Below are 19,066 nucleotides of genomic sequence, written 5' to 3'. Positions count from 1 at the left end.
AGGAGGTCAGTCGCGGCGGATGGCTTCCTCGACGCCTGTCTCGTGGGGGCCCAGGAAGACCGGGTCGCGGGCGGTCAGGACGTCGGCGGCGGCCTTGACCGCGGCGCCGTACTCGCGGATCTCGCCTCGCAGCCACATCTTCTCGTAGATGCGGACCGTGTCGTCGCCGACGCCGGTGGCCTCGATGCCCTGCTCGCGGCAGAGGGTGACCGCCCGGGGGAGGTGGAAGTCCTGGGTCACGACGATGGCCTGCCGGACGCCGAAGATCTTGTTGGCCCGGACGCAGGAGTCGTAGGTGTCGAAGCCGGCGTGGTCGAGGACGACCCGGTCGGCGGGTACGCCGCGGGCGACCAGCCAGGCCTGCATCGAGCCGGGCTCGTCGTAGGCCCATTCGGCGTGGTCACCGGAGACCAGGATCGCCTTGACCTTGCCGTGCTCCAGCAGTTGACGGGCGATCTCGAGGCGGGCGGCCAGGAACGCCGAGGGCTGGCCGTCATTGCCCACCTGGGCGCCGAGGACCAGCGCGACCGGGGCCGCGGGCACCGAGGCCACGTCATAGATGTGGCCGTCGGCGGACGACCGTACCCAATGGGCGCAGCCGATCGCGACGAGGACGGCGACCACGCCACCCAGGGTGCCCACCGCCATCAGGCGGCGCAGCCGCCGCCAGGAGAGGAAGCCGGAAGGCGTGCCCGGGGAGAGGGCATCGGCCGACGTCGTGTCAGCCGGGCGGCCCGGTGGCCGGCGGCGGGAGGCGCGGGTCAGCCAGCTGGGGAGAACGGGTCGCTTCGGCACCGGTCCGAGGCTGGCACATCGGGTCAATGGCAGCATGGCGCCATGATCGAGATCGCTGCTGACCGGGATCCGTTGGTGCGCTGGGCGCTGCATGCGCGGGACGCGCGGGTGTGGCGGCGTCCGGGCGCGGTGGTCGTGGCCTGCCCGGACCTGTCGCACTGGGACCGGCTCGTGATGAACGGCGAGCCGGCCGCGGTGGCCGGGCTGCTGCGGGAGGTGCTGGCGGATACCGGCGAGACGTTCCGGCCGTTCGGGACCGAGGAACTCGTCACCGACGTGGTAACCCGGGTGCCTGAGCTGGAGCTCAGCGCGACCTTCGCCTGGATGGAGACGAGCACGCCCGTCACGGCGGACGGGCGCGAGGTGCTGCCGGTCTGGCTGGGTGAGGAGGAGTGGCCCGAGGTGACGGCGATGATCCGGGAGGCCTATCCGGAGTCCTACGCCTGGCCGGGGCATCCCGGGGTGTACCGGTGGGCGGGCATCCGCGGCACGGACGGTGAGCTGCTGACCGTCGCCGCGGAGGCCTGGTCGACTCCGGAGATCGGGTTCATGTCGGGCGTGGCGACCCGGCCCTCGGCGCGCGGGCGAGGGCTGGGTGCGGCGATCTGCGCGTTCGTCGCCGACGATCTGCTCGCCGGACGTGAAAGGGTCGCGCTCCTGGTGGACTACTGGAACACGGCCGCGCTCGCGACGTACCGCAGATTGGGTTTCGGAATCCGCCGGGTAGCCGCCGCCCGCAGGCGTTGAATCAGTCGGCGCGGCGGGCGGTGTAGATCAGGTACTCCCAGTTCATGGCGCCGCCGCCCACGTCGTGGCGTTCCGCCAGGGCGACCAGCTCGGCGTCGAGGGCCGCCACCCGGGCCGGGTCGTCGGCGATGTTGCGGTAGACGGCGATCGTCGGGCCGTAGTTGTGCTTGAAGTAGTCGCGGAACGCGGCGGCGGTGCCGAAGTGGCCTACCCGCAGGTCGTGGCGTTCCACCCTCACGTCGGTGACGCCGTCGCCGAGCAGGTTCGCGAGGTGCTCCGGGTCGCCCCACAGCGGCGGCGGCTGTGCTCCGGGCGGCGGCGGGGCGGCGTACGGCTTCATCGTCGCGAACATCTGCCCGATGAAGCCCTGCGGCGTCCAGTTGGCCAGGCCGATGCTGCCGCCGGGACGGCACACCCGCAGCAGCTCGGCCGCGGCGGCCGTGTGGAACGGGGCGAACATGACGCCGATGCAGGAGATGACCGCGTCGAAGGAGGCGGTGTCGAAGGGCAGCTCCTCGGCGTCGGCTTCGACCCAGGTCAGCGGTACGGGTGAGTTCTTCTCGCCGACGGCCAGCAGCTCCGGTGTCAGATCACTGGCGGTGACCGTGGCGCCGGCCTGTGCGGCGGCGATAGCCGCGTTGCCAGTGCCGGCCGCCACGTCGAGGACGGCTTGTCCCCTTCCGATGCCGACCGCCTGGACCAGGGCCGGTCCGAGCGGTGCGACGAGTTCGGACGCGACCGCCGGGTAGTCGCCGGAGGCCCACATGGCACGGTGCTTGGTCTTCACAGTTGTCGTCATGTCACCGACAGTAGGGATCCGCGGAGGGGTCGGCCTAGTACACGATGTGTACCGCCGACTGAGGGTGAGGGGATTGCCGCATGGGTGCGTCGTACGGGCAGTTCTGCCCGGTCGCGAAGGCGATGGAGCTGCTGGACGAACGATGGACGATCCTCGTGATCCGCGAGTTGATCCTGGGCAGCCGCCGATTCAACGACCTGCGCCGTGGCCTGCCGCGGATGTCGCCCACGCTGCTGTCCCGGCGGTTGCAGCAGCTGGCGGCTGCGGGGGTGGTGGAGCGGCGTGAGTCGGGCGCCGAGGTGGAGTACGAGCTGACCACCGCCGGCCGGGAGCTTCAGCCGATCGTGGTGGCGCTCGGTGAGTGGGGCACCCGGTGGATTCCCGAGCTGGGCGACCGTGACCTGGACCCGAAGCTGCTGCTGTGGGACATGCACCGCTCGGTCGATCACGGGGCGGTGCCGCCGCGGCGGACGGTGCTCCAGTTCCGGTTCCCGGGTGCGCTGACCAGGGCCCGGGACTGGTGGCTGGTGATCACTCCGGCCGAGGTGGACGTCTGTGACGTCGATCCCGGCCACGACGTCGACGTGCTGGTGACCGCCGATCTGCGCTGCCTCGTCGACGTGTGGCGGGGCGAACGCTCGTGGGCCTCCGGGCTGCGCTCCGGGGAACTGGCCTTCCAGGGGCCGGAGAACCTCCGCCGCGCTCTGCCGGACTGGTTCCGGCAGAGCGTATTCGCGGGGGTCCCCCGGCCGTAGGAGTCAGGAGATCCGGAACTTCGCGGCGAGCAGCGCCGACGGCCGTGAGTTCGGGCCGACCAGCAGCTCGAAGTCACCGGCTTCGACGACCCGCCGCCCGTCGGCGTCGACCAGCGTGCAGTCCGCGGCCGGCACCTCGACGCTCACCGTGACGCTCTCGCCCGGCGCGACCGTCACCTGCCGGTACGTCTTGAGCTCCCGGCTGGCCCAGGTGACGCTGGTGACCAGGTCGCTGACGTAGACCTGCACGGTCTCCAGCGCGGGCCGCTCCCCGGTGTTGCTGAGCCGCACGGTGGCCCGGACCACCCCGTCGGCCGCCACGTCGGGCTCCTCGATGCTCAGCCCGTCGTAGGTGACCGTGGTGTAGCTGAGGCCCTCACCGAAGGCGAACAGCGGGTCCTGCGTGAGGTCCGCGTAGCGGGAGCCGTGCTGCCCGCGGGTCTGGTTGTAGAAGACCGGCTGCTGTCCCGCGTGCCGGGCCGCCGAGATCGGCATCCGCCCGGCCGGCTCGATCAGGCCGAGGAGCAGCTCGGCGATGGCCTGACCGCCGCGCATGCCCGGGTTGAAGGCCTGCACGATCGCGGCCGCGCCGAGCGCGGACTCGGGCAGCGCGTGCGGCTTGCCGTCGATCAGGACGACGATCATCGGCGTGCCGGTGGCCGCGACCGCGTCGAGCAGCGCGATCTGGCCGCCCTGAAGCTCGAGGGTGGCGGTGGACTTGTGCTCGCCGTTGAGGTTGACGGTGTCGCCGACGACCACGATCGCGTAGTCGGCGGCGGCAGCGGTGGCCGCCGCGGCGGCGACGCGGGCCGGGTCGGCGGGCACGCCCACCGAGATCGGCGGACGGGGCTGCCCGTCGGGGAACGTCTCGCCCTCCGGGTCGGGCACGAGGCGCTCGATCTCGACGGCCGGGTCGAAGTCGAGCGTCCATCCGTCGGGCAGCAGGTCACGCAGGCCGTCGAGGACGGTGGAGGTGAGCTCCCGCGGGTGGCCGTCGGGCATCCAGTCGACCTGACCGGAGTCGCCGGCCCAGTCGCCGAGCTGCGTGGACACGTCGTCGGCGTTGGGGCCGAGCAGCGCGATGCGCTTCGACGCGGGCGAAGAAGCCGGGAGCGGGAGTACGCCTTCGTTGCGCAGCAGGACGAGCGACCGGCGGGCGGTCTCCAGGTTGAGCGCGGTGTGCCCGGCGTTGCCGATCACCTCCGCCTGGCGGGCGGCGTCCGGCGTACGCGGGTTCTCGAAGAGGCCCAGCTCGAACTTCAGGCGCAGGATTCGCCGTACCGCGGCATCGATGTCCTCCTCACCCAGAACGCCGCGCCGGATCGCCTCCTGGGCGCCCTCGAAGAAGGCCGGTGTCGTCATGATCAGGTCGTTGCCGGCCTTGACGGCGACCGCGGCGGCCTCGGCGTAGTCGGCGCAGACCTTCTGCTCCCAGACCATCCGGCCCACGTTGTCCCAGTCGGTGACGAGGGTGCCGGTGAAGCCCCACTCCTCCTTGAGCACGTCGTTGAGCAGCCACTTGTTGGCCGTGATCGGCACGCCGTCCATCGACTGGTAGCCGAGCATGAAGACCCGGCAGCCCTCGGCGGCGGCCCGCTCGAACGGCGGGAGGAACCACGAGCGCAGCTTGCGCCGGCTGATGTCGGCCTCGCTGGCGTCGCGGCCGCCCTGCGTCTCGGAGTATCCGGCGAAGTGCTTGGCGGTGGCCAGGATCGCGGTCGGGTCGGTGAGGCCCTCGCCCTGGTATCCGCGGATCATGGCGGCACCGAGCTCGCCGATCAGGAACGGGTCTTCGCCGAACGTCTCGTCGACCCGGCCCCAGCGCAGGTCGCGGGCGATGCACAGCACCGGCGAGAACGTCCAGTGCACGCCGGTGGCGGCGGCCTCGACCGCGGTGGCCCGGGCGACCCGCTCGACCAGCGCCGGGTCCCAGGTGGCGGCCATGGCGAGCTGGGTCGGGAAGACCGTGGCGCCGGGCCAGAAGGCGTGGCCGTGGATGCAGTCCTCGGCGGTGATCAGCGGGATCCGCAGCCGGGTCCGGGCGGTGAGCTCCGCGGCCTCGACGAGTTTGGCCGGTGAGGTGTGCAGGATCGATCCGGCGAGCTTGTCGAGGACGATCTCCGAGAGGTCCTGGCGGGCGTCCAGTTGAAGCATCTGGCCGACCTTCTCGGGCAGCGTCATTCGGCCCAGCAGATCCTCCACACGCTCACGCACGGGGAGCGAGGAGTCCTGATATGGCAAGGGCATGCGTTTCTCCGAGGGGTCTGCCGAACACGAACGGTTGCGAGTCTTCCACGTCCGGAACCGGTTCCGGCACCCCGCTACGGTTCCGGAACTTCATCTCCGTGGAACTCTTGAAGGGAGGCGAATGTCAGGGGGTGCCGGTAAGGTCCTAACCGGATCGGACGCAGAGAGATCTGTAGATTACTCGCTGTGATTGTAGGGGGAGTATGGGTTCGGCTGACCGGGTCCTCCGACGGACCGCTGAGGCGATCGAGCACATAACCGGCATCTGCTTCAAGACCGGGCCACCGCGACAGGTCGGCGCCGAACTGGAGTGGACCACACATAGGGCCGCCGACCCGTCCGCGTACCTGCGGCCCGGCGACCTGGCCGAGGCACTGGGCGTTCACGCACCGGTGGCTCTCGGCAACCCGCATCCCGTGCCGTTGCCCGGGGGCGGCACCGTCACCGTCGAACCGGGCGGACAGGTCGAGATCTCCTCGGCCCCGGCCGGCTCCCTCGCCGAGCTGCACGCCGCGGTCGAGTCCGACCGGCTGGTCCTGGCCGATGTCCTGGCCGGCAGCGGCATCGTGCTGGGGGATCAGGGCCTCGATCCGTATCGGAAACCCCGCCGCATTCTGAACACCCCGCGTTACGCGGCGATGGAACGCGCCTTCGACGATGCCGGGCACACCATGATGGGCGGCACGGCCGGCCTGCAGGTCTGCCTCGACGCGGGCGAACCGCATCAGATCCCGGCCCGGTGGGCGGTACTGCACGAGGCCGGCCCGGCCCTGCTGGCACTCTTCGCCAACTCGCCCCGGCCGGGGTGGGCGTCGGCGCGGACGGCCGCCTGGCACGGCATCGACGCCCGGCGGGCCGGTCCCGTCCCGTCGTCCGCCGACCCGGCCGTGAGCTGGGCACACTACGCACTCGAGGCGCCGCTGCTGTGCGTGCGGCGTGAGAACGGCAGGTGGGACGTCCCGCCCGGCGTCACCATGGCCGACTGGATCGAGGCCGGCGCCGTCGAGGGCGGACCGGCCGGTTCCGGGCGGATCGGCACCCGGCGCATCGGCCCGCGACGGTTGCGGCCACCGGTGCTGACCGATCCGATCACCCGGCCGCCCACCGTCGCCGATCTCGACTATCACCTCAACACCCTGTTTCCGCCGGTACGACCACGCGGCTACCTGGAGGTCCGCTACCTCGACACGCAGCCCGGCGAGGAGTGGATCGCCCCGGCCGCCGTGGTGACGGCGCTGCTCGCCGACGACGAGCTCACCGGGAGGGCTCGCGAGCTGGCGGCACCGGCGGCCGGCCGATGGGACGCCGCGGCCCGGTTCGGCCTGGCCGACCATCCGGTTCGCGAGGCGGCAGCGGCCCTCGCCGACCTGGCCTGCCGCCACCTGGACCGCACCGGCCTCCCGCCGGCCGTCCAGGACCGGGTCACCGGCATCGTCGCCCGCCGGCTGCACCATGCCGCCACAAGAGAAGGGATCCCCGCATGACCGACTGCACCGAGCGGCAGCCCGCCGCACCGGCCCGGGAACGCCGGGGGCGAGGGCCGGGAGGGCATGCGAAAGGGGGCACAGCATGACCGACTGCACCGAGCGGCAGCCCGCCGCACCGGCCCGGGAACGCCGGGGGCGAGGGCCGGGAGGGCATGCGAAAGGAGGCACAGCATGACCGACCTGAGGTTGGAGATCGCCGCCCATTTGGAGCGCGCCCGTGCGCGGACCGCGCTGCTCACCGACACCGTCGACGAGGACGATCTGACCCGGCAGCACTCGCCACTGATGTCCCCGCTCGTCTGGGACCTGGCGCACGTCGGCAACCAGGAGGAACTCTGGCTGGTCCGGGACGTCGGCGGCCGCGACCCGGTCCGCCAGGACATTGACGAGCTCTACGACGCCTTCAAGCACGCCCGCAGTGACCGGCCGGCGTTGCCGCTGCTCAACCCGGTGGAGGCCCGCGCCTACACGGCACAGGTGCGGGACAAGGTGCTCGACGTGCTCGACCGGGTGCGCTTCGACCGGGGGCAGCGGCTCGTGGACGGCGGGTTCGCGTTCGGCATGATCGTCCAGCACGAACAGCAACACGACGAGACCATGCTGGCCACGCACCAGCTGCGGACCGGTCCCGCGGTCCTCACGGCGCCGGCGCCACCGTCGCCGCGGGCGAGAGTGACCGGCGAGGTGCTCATCGAGCAGGGCAGATTCACCATGGGTACGGACACCGAGCCCTGGGCGCTGGACAACGAACGTCCGGCGCACCCGGTCGACGTCCCCGCCTTCTGGATCGACGCGGCCCCGATCACGAACGGTCAGTACCTGGCGTTCATGGACGCCGGCGGCTACGACGACCCCCGCTGGTGGAGCGAGCGCGGCCGGCAGCACCGTCAGAAGGCGAACCTGACCGCGCCCCTGCACTGGATCCGTGACCGGGACGGCTGGCTCTACAACAGGTTCGGCCGCGTCGAACCGGTCAACCCGGACGAACCGGTCGTTCACGTCTGCTTCTACGAGGCCGAGGCCTACGCCGCCTGGGCCGGGAAACGCCTGCCCACCGAGGCTGAGTGGGAGAAGGCCGCCCGCTGGGACCCGGCGACCGGACGCTCCCGCCGATACCCGTGGGGCGACGACCCGCCCGGCCCGCGACACGCCAACCTGGGACAGCGGCACCTCAGCCCGGCACCGGCCGGCGCCTACCCGGACGGCGCCTCCCCGCAGGGCGTTCACCAGCTCATCGGCGACGTCTGGGAGTGGACGTCGTCCGGGTTCCACGGTTACCCGGGGTTCTCGGCGTTCCCCTACCGGGAGTACTCGGAGGTGTTCTTCGGCGGTGACTACCGGGTACTGCGCGGCGGCTCGTTCGGCACCGACGCGGCCGCCTGCCGGGGCACCTTCCGTAACTGGGATCACCCGATCAGGCGACAGATCTTCAGCGGATTCCGCTGCGCGCGGGACGCCTGATGTGCCGGCATCTCGGGTACCTCGGTCCGCCCGTACCGCTGCGGAATCTGATCTTCGATCCTCCGCACGCCCTGGCCACGCAAGCATGGGCGCCGCGCGACATGCGCGGCGGAGGAACCGTCAACGCCGACGGCTTCGGGGTCGGCTGGTGGCCGGCCGGCGCCGAGGCCCCGGTGCGTTACCGCAGCGCCATGCCGATCTGGACCGATGCCTCCCTGCCCGCGCTGGCCGCCGCCACCTCGTCCCCGGCGATCCTGGCGGCGGTCCGCTCGGCCACCGTCGGCCTCCCGGTGGTCGAGACGGCGGCGGCGCCGTTCACCGACGGCCGGTGGCTCTTCAGCCACAACGGCGTGGTCCGCGGCTGGCCTTCGGCCATCGCCGCGCAGGCGCGTGACCTCCCGGTCGAGGATCTCCTCACCCTTGACGCACCCACCGACTCCGCAACGATCTGGGCTTTGGTACGGGCGAAGCTGCGCGCCGGCGAGCCCGCGTCGAAGGCCGTCGCCACCGTGGTGGGCGAGGTGGCCGCCGCCGCGCCCGGCTCCCGCCTGAACCTGCTGCTCAGCGACGGCGCTCAGATGATCGCGACAACCCTCGGCCACGCGCTGTCGGTGCGGAGACTCCGCGACTCGACCCTGATCAGCTCCGAACCGCTCGACCCCGGACCGGCCTGGGAGCCGGTGCCCGACGGCCACCTGGTCGTGGCCACCGCCACCCAGGTGGAGACCACCCCGCTGTAGGAAACCCCCGGTGAAAGGTGTTCGACCGTGACCCTGGACCAGCACCTGAACGACGACTACCTGGCTCGTGAACTGCGCGCCGACGTGCGGACCGGCCTCACCGCCGACCCCCGCTGGCTGCCGCCGAAGTGGTTCTACGACGCCCGTGGCAGCGAACTCTTCGAGGAGATCACCCGGCTGACGGAGTACTACCCGACCCGTACCGAACGGACCCTCCTCGAGCAGCACGCCGCCGCCGTGGCTCGTACCACTGAGGCGAAGACCCTCGTCGAAATCGGCTCCGGCTCGTCCGAGAAGACCCGCCTGCTGCTCGACGCCCTGGTCGCGCACGGCACCCTGGGCGCGTTCGTCCCGCTCGACGTCTCCGCGTCCGCCCTGTCCTCCGCCGTGACGTCACTGGCCGAGGCCTACCCCGGTCTGAGCATCCGCGGTGTCGTCGCCGACATGACGCGCCACCTGCGCCACCTCCCCGACGGCGACAGCCGGTTGGTCGCCTTTCTCGGCGGCACCATCGGCAACCTGGTCCCCGCCGAGCGCGCCGCGTTCCTGAGCTCGCTGCGATCGGTCCTGCACGAGGGCGAATGGCTCCTGCTCGGCGCCGACCTGGTCAAGGACCCGGCCGTGCTGGTGCCCGCCTACGACGACCCGGCCGGCGTGACCGCGGCCTTCAACCGCAATGTCCTGCACGTCATCAACCGTGAACTCGACGCAGACTTCGACCCGGCCGCCTTCGACCACGTGGCCGCCTGGGACCCGGATCACGAGTGGATCGAGATGCGGCTGCGCTCCCGCCGCGACCAGCTGGTCCGGATCGCGGCCCTCGACCTGGACGTCCCGTTCACGGCCGGCTCGGAACTCCGTACCGAGATCTCCGCCAAGTTCCACCGTTCAGGGCTGACGGCCGAACTCGAGGCGGCCGGCTTCACCCCGCGCCACTGGTGGACCGACTCCCGGAACTGGTTCGGGCTGACCCTGGCCCAGGCCGTCTGACCCCACTGCCGGATCGACGCCCCTGCCCGGCGTGACATCCGACCGGGCAGGGTAGATGGTTGACGCTTCGTGCTTTTCTTTACGGTGCCGTCCGGCCGGGGCCGTCGGCACGGCGCCGTTTCCGCGATGGGGGCATCACGGAGACGCCACGGCGCCGGACCACGACCCCGGCCCGGCAGCACGAGGCGTCGACCGAGGGGGTGCCGCATGGAGTCCGACCACGCGGACCGGGTTCCGCCACCCGGTGAACAGCCATCGCAGGACCAGCCAGCGATCGATCCGCCGTCGGCAGACCCGCCTGTCTCCCGCGAACCGCACCTGACGCTGGTGGACGCGGTGCTCGCCTCCGCCCGCTCCTACGACGTGTGGACGAGCACCGGCGGTCCCCGCCCGCAGTTGCCGCGCGGCTGGGAGACCCTCTGGCGCGACGCCGTACGCCGGCAGACCGACCTCGCGGGCGAACCCGAGGAGGAGGCCCGCCGTTCGGTTCAGGCCATGCTCGACCAGCTCACCAGGCTTGACCGCGAAGCCGAATGGTTCCGGACCGACCAGATACTCCGGCGGCTGGCGATCTCCGAGACGCTCCTGCACGGAACCGGTCTCGGCCCGGCCGTCCCGAGCCGCCCGGCCCAGCTGGCCTGGGAACGCCAGCGCGGCCTCCGCCCGGTCGACTACGCCAAGATCCAGGCCATCGCCGCCGCTCAAGATGCCTGGCTGGCCGCCTGGAACGACTGGGCCACCACCCGCTGACCCCCGGCACTGCCGGCTCGCACGGCCGGTGGCCGTGACGGGTCGATCGACGCCGGGTTCTCGGACGTTCGCCGGCCTGGTTGTGTGGTGATCTGTGTCCGCGGGTGTGCCACGGATCGCCACGCGCCGCGTCGGCCCTGGTCGTGTGGTGACCTGTGCCCGCGGGTGCGCCATGGATCGCCACGCGCGGCGTCGGCCCTGGTCGTGTGGTGACCTGTGCCCGCGGGTGCGCCATGGATCGCCACGCGCCCGGGTGGCGAGGCGGGACGGCGGTGAGGGTCGCATTCGGCCCGGCGGTCGCGTCAAGGCTCGGACGGGCCGCCTGCGTCGCGGTGTGGTCCGGGACGGTCCCGGTTCTGCGGTGCTGCGACTTCCGTACCAAATCAGAGAAAAACGACCGGGACCCGGCCGCATCGCTCAGCATGCGGGATGGGCGGTTTCCTGGTTGCTGCCGGCAGTGGGAGTTGATACGTTCTTCTGCATAGTCATACGGAGGTAGGCATGGGAATCAGGGTCGCGGTAGCGGGAGCCAGTGGCTACGCGGGCGGTGAGTTGCTGCGCCTGATCGCCGGGCACCCCGAGTTCGAGCTGGTCGCGGCGACCGCCCACAGCCAGGCGGGGTCGCACGTCAGTGCGGTGCACCCCCAGCTCGCCGGTCTCGATCTGACGCTCGGCACCACCGACGCCGCCACCCTGAGCGGCGCTGACCTGGTGTTCCTCGCCCTTCCGCACGGGCAGTCGGCGGCCGTGGCGGGCCGGCTCGCACCGGATGTGAAGGTCGTCGACCTCGGTGCGGACTTCCGGCTGGAGAGCGCCGAGCAGTGGACCCGTTACTACGGTGGCGGGCACGCCGGCACGTGGACCTACGGGCTGCCCGAGCTGCCGGGCGCGCGGGAGGCGATCGCCACGTCGACCCGCGTGGCGAACACGGGTTGTTATGCGGCGACGATCACTCTGGCGCTGGCGCCGCTGATCGCGTCGGGCGTGGCCGACCCGGAGGACGTCGTCGTGGTCGCCAGCTCGGGCACGTCGGGGGCCGGGCGCAACGCCAAGGTGCACCTGTTGGCCAGCGAGATCATGGGTGACCTGTCGCCCTACAAGGTCGGCGCACACCAGCACGTCGCCGAGATCAAGCAGGCCACCGGGGCCTCCTCGCTGTCGATGACGCCGATCCTGGCGCCGATGCCGCGCGGCATCCTGGCGACGGTGACCACACGCCGTCTCAGCGGTGGCGATCCGCGTGAGGCGCTGCAGGCGGCCTACGCCGACGCGCCGTTCGTGCACGTGCTGCCGGAGGGCGCCTGGCCGCACACGGCGGCCACCGCGGGTTCCAACTCGTGCCACCTGCAGGCCACGGTCGACATCGACTCGGGCCGCATCATCGTGGTGAGCGCGCTCGACAACCTCGGCAAGGGCGCCGCGGGTCAGGCCGTGCAGAACGCCAACATCATGTTCGGCCTGCCCGAGACGACGGGCCTGTCGGTGTTTGGAGTAGCCCCGTGACTGTCACCCATCCCAAGGGCTTTCGTGCCTCCGGCGTCGCCGCCGGACTCAAGGCCAGCGGAAACCCCGACGTCGCCCTGGTCGTCAACGACGGCCCCGACTACACGGCGGCCGGTGTCTTCACCGGCAACCGGGTCAAGGCCGCCCCGGTGCTCTGGAGCCAGCAGGTGCTCAAGGGCGGCATCGTCCGCGCGGTGATCCTCAACTCGGGTGGCGCCAACGCGTGCACCGGCTCGCAGGGTTTCCGGGACACCCACGCCACCGCCGAGCACACCGCGACGGTCCTGCGTGGCGGGGCCAACCGCATGATGATCGGCGCCGGCGACGTGGCGGTCTGCTCGACCGGCCTGATCGGCGAGCTACTGCCGATGGACAAGCTCCTCCCGGGCGTCAACGCCGCTGCCAAGGCGCTGGACGCCGACGGTGGCGCCAAGGCCGCAGAGGCGATCATGACGACCGACACGGTGGCCAAGAACGCGGTCGCCCAGCGCGACGGCTGGTCCGTCGGCGGCATCGCGAAGGGTGCCGGCATGCTGGCCCCGGCGCTCGCCACCATGCTCGTCGTGATCACCACCGACGCCTCGGCCGACAACGAGGTGCTCGACGCCGCGCTGCGGGCCGCGACCCGGGTCACGTTCGACCGGATCGACGCGGACGGCTGCATGTCCACCAACGACACGGTGCTGCTGCTGGCCAGCGGTGCCTCCAACCGGCAGCCGTCGCTCGAGGAGCTGACGGCCGCGGTCACCGAGGTCTGCCACGACCTGGCGCAGCAGCTCATCGCCGACGCCGAGGGCGCGACCAAGCACATCGCCATCGAGGTGCAGGGCGCGGCCAGTGAGGCCGACGCGGTGCAGGTGGGCCGCACGGTCGCCGGCAACAACCTGGTGAAGACGGCGTTCTTCGGCAACGACCCGAACTGGGGACGCATCCTGGCGGCGATCGGCACGACCAGCGCGGCCTTCGAGCCGGACCGCATCGACGTGGCGATCAACGGCGTGTGGATCTGCAAGGGCGGGGCCGCCGCCGAGGACCGCAGCAAGGTCGACCTGTCCGGGCGGGACGTCAGCGTGACGATCAACCTGCGCGAGGGCGAGATGAGCGCGACGATCTGGACCACCGATCTGTCCCACGCGTATGTGCACGAGAACTCGGCGTACTCCTCATGAAGGCCCAGAAGAAGGCCGAGATCCTCATCGAGGCCTTGCCCTGGCTGGAGAGGTTTCACGGCACGACCGTCGTGATCAAGTACGGCGGCAACGCCATGATCCAGCCGGAGCTGCAGGAGGCGTTCGCCGCCGACATGGTGTTCCTGCGCCTGGTCGGCATCAAGCCGGTCGTGGTGCATGGCGGCGGCCCGCAGATCAACCGGATGCTGAAGCGGGTCGGCATCGAGTCGGAGTTCCGCGGCGGCCTGCGGGTCACCACCCCGGAGACGATGGAGATCGTCCGGATGGTGCTCACCGGCCAGGTCGGGCGGGAGCTGGTGGGCCTGATCAACCAGCACGGCCCGCATGCCGTGGGCCTGTCCGGTGAGGACGCGCGCCTGTTCACCGCGATCCGCCGGGGCGCCGTGATCGACGGCGAGGAGGTCGACATCGGTCAGGTCGGCGACGTCGACCAGGTGGACACGTCGGCCGTCGACGACCTGATCGCGGCCGGCCGCATCCCGGTGATCGCCACGGTCGCGCCGGACGCCGACGGCGTGCTGCACAACGTGAACGCCGACACCGCCGCCTCGGCGCTGGCGGTCGCGCTGGGCGCCCGCAAGCTGGTGATCCTCACCGACGTGCCGGGCCTCTACACGAACTGGCCGGACACCTCCTCGCTGACCACCGAGATCGATGCGGACGCGCTGGAGAAGCTGCTGCCCTCGCTGGAGTCCGGGATGGTGCCCAAGATGGAGGCGTGCCTGCGCGCGGTCCGCGGTGGTGTGCCGGCCGCGCACGTCGTCGACGGCCGGGTCGCCCACTCGACTCTGCTCGAAGTCTTCACGGAAGAAGGATTCGGAACCATGGTGGTCCCCCCTCCGGCCGCCCCACCCGCCACCCGTAGATCGGAATAAGGACATGCCCACGCTCGCCGACCGGTGGCAGCAGTCGATGATGAACAACTACGGCACCCCGGCGATCGGCCTGGTCAAGGGCGAGGGCGCGGTGCTGACCGGCGAGGACGGCAAGGAGTACGTCGACTTCCTCGGCGGCATCGCCGTGAACGCTCTCGGCCATGCCCACCCGGCCGTGGTCGCGGCCGTCACCCACCAGATCCAGCAGCTGGGTCACGTCTCGAACCTGTACATCTCCGAGCCGCCGCTGGCGCTCGCCGACCTGCTGCTGGCGCTGGCCGGCCGGGCCGGGCGGGTGCTGTTCTGCAACTCCGGCGCGGAGGCCAACGAGGCCGCTTTCAAGATCTCCCGGCTGACCGGGCGTACGCACATCGTGGCGACCGACGGCGCCTTCCACGGCCGGACCATGGGTGCGCTGGCCCTGACCGGCCAGCCGGCGAAGCAGGATCCGTTCCGGCCGCTGCCGGCGAACGTCACCCACATCCCGTTCGGGGACGTCCGGGCCCTCGAAGCGGCGGTGACCGGCGAGACCGCCATGGTCATCCTGGAGCCGATCCAGGGCGAGAACGGCGTCGTGGTCCCTCCGCCGGGCTACCTGACCGCCGCCCGGGAGATCACCGCGCGTCACAACGCTCTGCTGACTCTGGACGAGGTGCAGACCGGCATCGGCCGCACCGGGCACTGGTTCCATCACCAGAGCGAGGGCGTCGAGCCGGACATCGTGACCCTGGCCAAGGGCCTCGGCGGTGGCCTGCCGCTGGGTGCCTGCATCGGTTTCGGGAGGGCCGCCGACCTGCTCACCCCCGGCTCCCACGGCACGACCTTCGGCGGCAACCCGGTGTCCTGCGCGGCAGGCCTCGCGGTGATCCGCACGATTGCGAACGAGGGCCTGCTCGACCACGTGAAGCGGATCGGCGAGCAGATCCGCCGCGGCATCGAGGGCCACCCGCTGGTGAAGGAGGTCCGCGGCGCCGGCCTTCTGCTCGGCATCGTCTTCCACGAGCCGGTCTCGGCCGACATCGCCGCCCGGCTGCGGGACGCCGGTTTCCTGGTGAACCCCGCAAAGCCGGACGTGATCCGCCTCGCCCCGCCCCTGATCATCTCCTCCGATCAGGCCGACGCCCTGATCGCTGCTCTGGACGGTATCCGGTGACCACCCGCCACTTCCTCCGTGACGACGACCTGACCCCGCGGGAGCAGGCCGAGATCCTCGACCTGGCCGCCGAGATGAAGGCGAACCGGTTCGGTTACACGCCGCTCGCGGGTCCGCGCAGCGTCGCCGTCTTCTTCGACAAGGCCAGCCTGCGGACACGGCTGTCGTTCGAGGCCGGTATCGCCGAGCTGGGCGGCCAGCCGATCATCGTGGACAGCCAGAACACCCACTTCGGCCGCGGCGAGACGCTCGCCGACGCGGGCCGGGTGGTGGCCCGCTACGTCGCCGCGATGGTCTACCGCACGCACGGCGACGAGCGGCTGGCCGAGCTGGCCTCCGGCGTCCGGGTGCCGGTGATCAACGCGCTGAGCGACGGCTATCACCCGTGCCAGCTGCTGGCCGACCTGCTGACGATCCGCGAGCGGTTCGGGTCGACGGCGGGGAGGATCCTGGCGTACGTGGGTGACGCCGCAAACAACATGGCCCACTCCTACCTGATCGCCGGTGCGATGGCCGGGATGCACGTGCGGGTGGCCGGCCCGTCCGGGTTCGATCCGGCCGCGGCCGTGGTGAGCCGGGCCGGCGAGATCGCGGCGTGGACCGGCGGCTCGGTCGAGGTGCTGCGCGACCCGCGTGAGGCGGCCGACGGCGCGCACGTGATCGCCACCGACACGTGGACGTCGATGGGTCAGGAGGGTGACGGCAAGGACCGGCTCACCCCGTTCTGGCCGTACCAGGTGAACAAGGAGCTGCTGGCCGCGGCGGCTCCGGACGCGATCGTGCTGCACTGCCTGCCGGCGCACCGCAACGAGGAGATCACCGACGAGGTGATCGACGGTCCGCAGAGCGCCGTCTTCGACCAGGCGGAGAACCGCCTGCACGCGCAGAAGGCGCTGCTGACCTGGCTCTTGGCGGTCAACGCCCGATGAACGCCACGCCGCTGACCCGGGCCGGGAGGCACGCCCGGCTCGTCGACCTGATCCGCACCCGGAAGGTCAAGTCGCAGACCGAGCTGTCGGTGATCCTCGCCCACGAGGGCGTCCAGGTCACCCAGGCCACGCTCTCCCGTGACCTGGAGGAGCTGAACGCCGTCAAGGTCAGCGGCGTCTACTACATCCCCGAGGACGGGCACCGGCCGTTGCGGGAGACCACCGAGCACGGCCCGGCCCGGCTGATCCGGCTGCTGCGGGAGCTGCTGACCGGGGTGGACTCGAGCGGCAACATCGCGGTGCTGCGGACCCCGCCGGGCGCGGCGCAGTTCCTGGCCAGCGCCCTGGACCGGTCCGGCCTCGCGGACGTGGTCGGCACCATAGCCGGTGACGACACGATCTTCGTGGTGGCCCGCGACTCGGGTCCCACCTCGGGTGCGGCGCTGGCCGAGAAACTCAGCAACTGGAGCAGGTCCGATTCCGAGGAGAGCCGCTAGATGACGTTCCCACCCGCGGTCGAGGCCCGCTTCCCGGACTTCGCCGACCACACCGACACGCTGGTCGGGCACGGTGTCGAGTTCTTCCTCGCCTCGAACGAGACCCTGCGGACCCATCTCAACGAGACGCCGTACGGCCACAAGCTCACCTGGCTCGACTTCACCGACACGGCCGAGAAGGACTGGTCGATCCGGGACTTCCTGAACTTCTTCAACGTGATCAACGGCATCGCGTTCGGCGACCGGGGCATCCCGATGCCGCAGTGGGTGATGGTCGACCTGATCCTGATGCCGGCCGCGGCCCTGATCGCCGGTCTGCCGCAGGAGCAGTTCGCCGACATGGTCGAGCGGTCCACGTTCCGCTTCGACACGGACGTGAAGCAGCTGCTGCGCAAGGTGCAGCAGGACATGAGGGACAGCGGCTACCGCGGCCCGGTACCGGTCGGTGGCTACTGTGCCGCGCCGAGCGCCGAGCCGGGCCGCTGGGTGGGTTGGTCGCTGTGGTCGCTGATGCCGGCGGTGGGGCTGGGCAAGGCGGCCAAGGCGCTGGCCCTGTCCGCGTACCGGGCGCAGAAGCTCGACGGCGTCACCCAGTACGACAACAGCGCCCTCAAGGTGCACACCGAGTTCGGGGCGCTGAAGATCCTGGTCGCGACTGTGCCGTTCCACACCTCGCCGGGCTCGTTCGTCTACCAGAGCGACCTGACGCTCCCGGCCGGGGGAGTGCTGCCCGAACCGACCTTCCTGCTCGATCCGTTCGACTACAGCCGCCAGCGGGCGATGCAGAAGGACATCGAAGCGGGCCGCTGTGAGTTCTATGTCCTGCCGCCGGGTCACGTCCGCTCGGACGGTAAGACATATGTACCGATTCTCGAGAAGGAACTGTCCCGATGACCAAGCGCAAGATCGTTCTCGCCTTCTCCGGTGGGCTGGACACCTCGTACGCCCTCGTCGCCTTCCGCGAAGCGGGCTGGGAGGTGGTGACCGCGAACATCGACACCGGTGGCCTGCACAGCGGCGAGGGTGAGGCCGTCAAGGCGCGGGCCGAGGAGCTGGGCGCTGTCGAGCACCACATCGTCGACGCCCGTGCGGAGCTCTACGACCGTGTCATCACCTACGCCATCAAGGCGAACTACCTGCGCAACGGCGCCTACCCGTCGTGCGTCGGCGCCGAGCGGCTGATCCAGGCGGAGAAGGTCGTCGAGGTCGCGCTCCAGGTGGGCGCCGACGCGGTGGCGCACGGCTCGACCGGCGCCGGCGCGGACCACGTCCGCTACGACGCGGTGATCCGGGCGCTGGCCCCGCAGCTGGAGATCGTCACCCCGATCCGGGACGAGCGGCTCACCCGTGAGGGTGAGACCGAGTTCCTCCGCAGCCGCGGTTACGGAGTCAGCGAGAAGGTCAAGCTGTACTCGATCAACGAGGGTCTGATCGGCACGTCGATCGGTGGCGAGGAGACGTACGGCTCCTGGGAGTACCTCCCGGAGTCGGCGTGGACCTACACCAAGCCGATCGACGAGGCGCCGGACAAGGGCGTCGAGCTGCACCTGACGTTCGAGAAGGGCGAGGTCGTCTCGGCGGTGACCGCTGACGGCGAGCCGCTGCCGAGCGAGAACAACTACGACATCCTGTCAGCGCTGAACGTTCTGGGCGGCGAGCACGGCGTGGGCCGCGGCATCCACATGGGCTCCACCATGGTCGGCAACCTGGCGCGTGTCGGGTTCGAGGCGCCGGGCATGCTGATCCTCATCGCAGCGCACCGTGAGCTGGAGAAGCTGGTCCTGTCGAACCGGCAGCAGGCCACCAAGGCGACGCTCGGCAACACCTACGGCGACCTGCTGCACGAGGCCGTCTACTTCGACCCGATCATGGATGACTTCCGGGCCTTCCTGGACTCCAGCCAGACCCGGGTCACCGGCACCGTGCGGGTCCGGCTGCACAAGGGCAACATCGTGCTGCTGGGTTCGAAGAGCCCGTACAGCCTGCTGGACGCGGCGACCCGCTCGGGCGTCGTCTACGGCCACGGCTCGTCACTGTGGACCGGCGAGCAGGCCCGCGCGTACGCCCACATGTACTCGGTGCCCGGCGCCATCCAGCGCGCCGCAGCCAACCCCGCCGAATAAGGTCCGCGTGGTGACCTGCGGCGGT

At 71.1% G+C, this 19,066-nt stretch carries 18 protein-coding genes; 15 read left to right on the top strand and 3 right to left on the bottom strand.

The window, feature by feature from the left end; all coding sequences use genetic code 11:
- Positions 1-6 precede the first annotated feature (6 nt).
- Positions 7-648 carry a SanA/YdcF family protein gene (locus CLV67_RS30110; RefSeq protein ID WP_203737422.1) on the bottom strand — a complete coding sequence of 214 codons (642 nt, stop codon included), beginning with the start codon at positions 646-648 and terminating at the stop codon, positions 7-9.
- 189 nt (positions 649-837) lie between these two features.
- Here CLV67_RS30110 and CLV67_RS30105 point away from each other — a divergent pair, with 189 nt between their 5' ends.
- Positions 838-1,542 (top strand): GNAT family N-acetyltransferase, encoded by a 705-nt coding sequence (locus CLV67_RS30105; protein ID WP_106324386.1) that lies wholly within the window; start codon positions 838-840, stop codon positions 1,540-1,542.
- Position 1,543: 1 nt separating this feature from the next.
- Here the strand turns inward: CLV67_RS30105 and CLV67_RS30100 are convergent, their stop codons facing one another.
- Complete coding sequence (locus CLV67_RS30100; RefSeq protein ID WP_106324384.1) at positions 1,544-2,341, bottom strand: class I SAM-dependent methyltransferase; 798 nt, start codon at positions 2,339-2,341, stop codon at positions 1,544-1,546.
- Between the two features lie 80 nt (positions 2,342-2,421).
- On the opposite strand from CLV67_RS30100, the gene CLV67_RS30095 reads away from it, so the two are divergent.
- Complete coding sequence (locus CLV67_RS30095) at positions 2,422-3,096, top strand: winged helix-turn-helix transcriptional regulator (protein WP_106324382.1); 675 nt, start codon at positions 2,422-2,424, stop codon at positions 3,094-3,096.
- A 3-nt stretch (positions 3,097-3,099) separates the two neighbouring features.
- On the opposite strand, the gene CLV67_RS30090 is transcribed toward CLV67_RS30095, so the two are convergent.
- Positions 3,100-5,343: an exo-beta-d-1,3/1,6-glucosidase gene (locus tag CLV67_RS30090; RefSeq protein WP_106324380.1), complete on the bottom strand. Its 2,244-nt coding sequence runs from the start codon at positions 5,341-5,343 to the stop codon at positions 3,100-3,102.
- Between the two features lie 203 nt (positions 5,344-5,546).
- Here CLV67_RS30090 and CLV67_RS30085 point away from each other — a divergent pair, with 203 nt between their 5' ends.
- The 13 genes from CLV67_RS30085 to argG all read left to right on the top strand — a co-directional run bounded on the left by CLV67_RS30085 (position 5,547) and on the right by argG (position 19,041).
- Complete coding sequence (locus CLV67_RS30085) at positions 5,547-6,827, top strand: glutamate-cysteine ligase family protein (protein ID WP_106324378.1); 1,281 nt, start codon at positions 5,547-5,549, stop codon at positions 6,825-6,827.
- A 174-nt stretch (positions 6,828-7,001) separates the two neighbouring features.
- Entirely contained in the window at positions 7,002-8,291 is a 1,290-nt protein-coding gene (gene egtB, locus CLV67_RS30080) for an ergothioneine biosynthesis protein EgtB (protein WP_106324376.1), read from the top strand.
- Entirely contained in the window at positions 8,291-9,031 is a 741-nt protein-coding gene (egtC, locus tag CLV67_RS30075) for an ergothioneine biosynthesis protein EgtC (protein ID WP_106324374.1), read from the top strand. Before egtB ends, egtC begins: the two co-directional genes overlap by 1 nt.
- A 27-nt stretch (positions 9,032-9,058) precedes the next feature.
- Positions 9,059-10,021, top strand: coding sequence for an L-histidine N(alpha)-methyltransferase (gene egtD, locus CLV67_RS30070; RefSeq protein WP_373873179.1), 963 nt, complete (start codon positions 9,059-9,061; stop codon positions 10,019-10,021).
- Between the two features lie 207 nt (positions 10,022-10,228).
- Entirely contained in the window at positions 10,229-10,771 is a 543-nt protein-coding gene (locus CLV67_RS30065) for a hypothetical protein (protein WP_106324372.1), read from the top strand.
- Between the two features lie 501 nt (positions 10,772-11,272).
- A complete protein-coding gene (argC, locus tag CLV67_RS30060) occupies positions 11,273-12,274 on the top strand; it encodes an N-acetyl-gamma-glutamyl-phosphate reductase (RefSeq protein WP_106324370.1) in 1,002 nt (333 codons plus the stop codon).
- Positions 12,271-13,443, top strand: a complete 1,173-nt coding sequence (argJ, locus tag CLV67_RS30055; RefSeq protein WP_106324369.1) for a bifunctional glutamate N-acetyltransferase/amino-acid acetyltransferase ArgJ — start codon at positions 12,271-12,273, stop codon at positions 13,441-13,443. The genes argC and argJ overlap by 4 nt, the downstream gene beginning before the upstream one ends.
- Complete coding sequence (argB, locus tag CLV67_RS30050; RefSeq protein WP_106324367.1) at positions 13,440-14,339, top strand: acetylglutamate kinase; 900 nt, start codon at positions 13,440-13,442, stop codon at positions 14,337-14,339. Before argJ ends, argB begins: the two co-directional genes overlap by 4 nt.
- A gap of 4 nt (positions 14,340-14,343) precedes the next feature.
- A complete protein-coding gene (locus CLV67_RS30045; RefSeq protein ID WP_106324365.1) occupies positions 14,344-15,492 on the top strand; it encodes an acetylornithine transaminase in 1,149 nt (382 codons plus the stop codon).
- On the top strand, positions 15,489-16,421 hold the full coding sequence (gene argF / locus CLV67_RS30040; RefSeq protein ID WP_106324363.1) for an ornithine carbamoyltransferase: 933 nt from the start codon (positions 15,489-15,491) through the stop codon (positions 16,419-16,421). Before CLV67_RS30045 ends, argF begins: the two co-directional genes overlap by 4 nt.
- Positions 16,418-16,918, top strand: a complete 501-nt coding sequence (locus CLV67_RS30035; protein ID WP_106324361.1) for an arginine repressor — start codon at positions 16,418-16,420, stop codon at positions 16,916-16,918. The genes argF and CLV67_RS30035 overlap by 4 nt, the downstream gene beginning before the upstream one ends.
- Positions 16,919-17,812 (top strand): hypothetical protein, encoded by an 894-nt coding sequence (locus CLV67_RS30030; RefSeq protein ID WP_106324359.1) that lies wholly within the window; start codon positions 16,919-16,921, stop codon positions 17,810-17,812.
- Positions 17,809-19,041 (top strand): argininosuccinate synthase, encoded by a 1,233-nt coding sequence (argG, locus tag CLV67_RS30025; protein WP_106324357.1) that lies wholly within the window; start codon positions 17,809-17,811, stop codon positions 19,039-19,041. The genes CLV67_RS30030 and argG overlap by 4 nt, the downstream gene beginning before the upstream one ends.
- The last annotated feature ends 25 nt before the right edge of the window (positions 19,042-19,066 follow it).

It is taken from the genome of Actinoplanes italicus, assembly GCF_003001815.1.
GTDB classification, from domain to species: Bacteria; Actinomycetota; Actinomycetes; order Mycobacteriales; family Micromonosporaceae; genus Actinoplanes; species Actinoplanes italicus.
This window is presented reverse-complemented; position numbering and strand designations above follow the sequence as displayed.

Excerpts from the sequence above, each read along its gene's own strand:
- egtC (WP_106324374.1), top strand. The coding sequence starts at position 8,291 with ATGTGCCGGCATCTCGGGTACCTCGGTCCGCCCGTACCGCTGCGGAAT.
- argB (WP_106324367.1), top strand. The coding sequence starts at position 13,440 with ATGAAGGCCCAGAAGAAGGCCGAGATCCTCATCGAGGCCTTGCCCTGG.
- egtB (WP_106324376.1), top strand. The coding sequence starts at position 7,002 with ATGACCGACCTGAGGTTGGAGATCGCCGCCCATTTGGAGCGCGCCCGT.
- CLV67_RS30045 (WP_106324365.1), top strand. The coding sequence starts at position 14,344 with ATGCCCACGCTCGCCGACCGGTGGCAGCAGTCGATGATGAACAACTAC.
- CLV67_RS30100 (WP_106324384.1), bottom strand. The coding sequence starts at position 2,341 with ATGACGACAACTGTGAAGACCAAGCACCGTGCCATGTGGGCCTCCGGC.
- argG (WP_106324357.1), top strand. The coding sequence starts at position 17,809 with ATGACCAAGCGCAAGATCGTTCTCGCCTTCTCCGGTGGGCTGGACACC.
- CLV67_RS30030 (WP_106324359.1), top strand. The coding sequence starts at position 16,919 with ATGACGTTCCCACCCGCGGTCGAGGCCCGCTTCCCGGACTTCGCCGAC.
- CLV67_RS30110 (WP_203737422.1), bottom strand. The coding sequence starts at position 648 with ATGGCGGTGGGCACCCTGGGTGGCGTGGTCGCCGTCCTCGTCGCGATC.
- argC (WP_106324370.1), top strand. The coding sequence starts at position 11,273 with ATGGGAATCAGGGTCGCGGTAGCGGGAGCCAGTGGCTACGCGGGCGGT.
- CLV67_RS30085 (WP_106324378.1), top strand. The coding sequence starts at position 5,547 with ATGGGTTCGGCTGACCGGGTCCTCCGACGGACCGCTGAGGCGATCGAG.
- CLV67_RS30105 (WP_106324386.1), top strand. The coding sequence starts at position 838 with ATGATCGAGATCGCTGCTGACCGGGATCCGTTGGTGCGCTGGGCGCTG.
- CLV67_RS30065 (WP_106324372.1), top strand. The coding sequence starts at position 10,229 with ATGGAGTCCGACCACGCGGACCGGGTTCCGCCACCCGGTGAACAGCCA.
- CLV67_RS30035 (WP_106324361.1), top strand. The coding sequence starts at position 16,418 with ATGAACGCCACGCCGCTGACCCGGGCCGGGAGGCACGCCCGGCTCGTC.
- CLV67_RS30095 (WP_106324382.1), top strand. The coding sequence starts at position 2,422 with ATGGGTGCGTCGTACGGGCAGTTCTGCCCGGTCGCGAAGGCGATGGAG.
- CLV67_RS30090 (WP_106324380.1), bottom strand. The coding sequence starts at position 5,343 with ATGCCCTTGCCATATCAGGACTCCTCGCTCCCCGTGCGTGAGCGTGTG.